At 41.8% G+C, this 553-nt stretch carries 1 protein-coding gene; it reads right to left on the bottom strand.

What is annotated here, in order from left to right:
* Positions 1 to 553: IS630 family transposase (locus QTN94_RS20370; protein WP_331428686.1), on the bottom strand; the 553-nt coding region annotated here is incomplete at both ends.

Below are 553 nucleotides of genomic sequence, written 5' to 3'. Positions count from 1 at the left end.
GGATAACTCTCTCTTAACTTACAGAAAAAGCGAACAATATTTTCACTGTTAATACTCTCGTAATCGTGAACGATGGTGGCACCAATATCTGACAGGTTTAGTGCGCCAATAATGTTCAATCGGCTACGATTGCCCGTTGTTTCAATCACTTTAGCCTGACCAGTACGTATCCAGCCATGAGATATTTTTGTTAATAAGGTTGGGTGAACTGCGTCGATAAAGACTATCGATTCATCCTTGCCACAGCTTGCCTTTAGAGCTTCATAAGCCTCTATGAATGCTTGCTGTTTTGCTTTATCAAACTTGTGTGGAACGCCTTTCGGTTGCTTGTAGCTAAAGCCATTGTAGTGAAGCCATTTGTTCATACCAGAGACCGTATAATCAAGTCCAAATGCCTCTTTAACGTAGGCGACAATTTGATGAGTGTGAGAATAGGTTTTCTCAGTCAAATGCTCGATTAGGTGCATGGTTTGAGTAGCAGAAAGCTTGCTTTGGCTTCCGCCATTTTCAGGCTTAAGTTTTTCAGAAAGAACGTAGTCACTAAGGTGGCGTG

This window comes from Vibrio sp. M250220, from assembly GCF_036533795.1.
Classification (GTDB): Bacteria; Pseudomonadota; Gammaproteobacteria; order Enterobacterales; family Vibrionaceae; genus Vibrio.
Note: the sequence above shows the minus strand (reverse complement) of the source record. Positions and strands in the feature narration are given on the sequence as shown.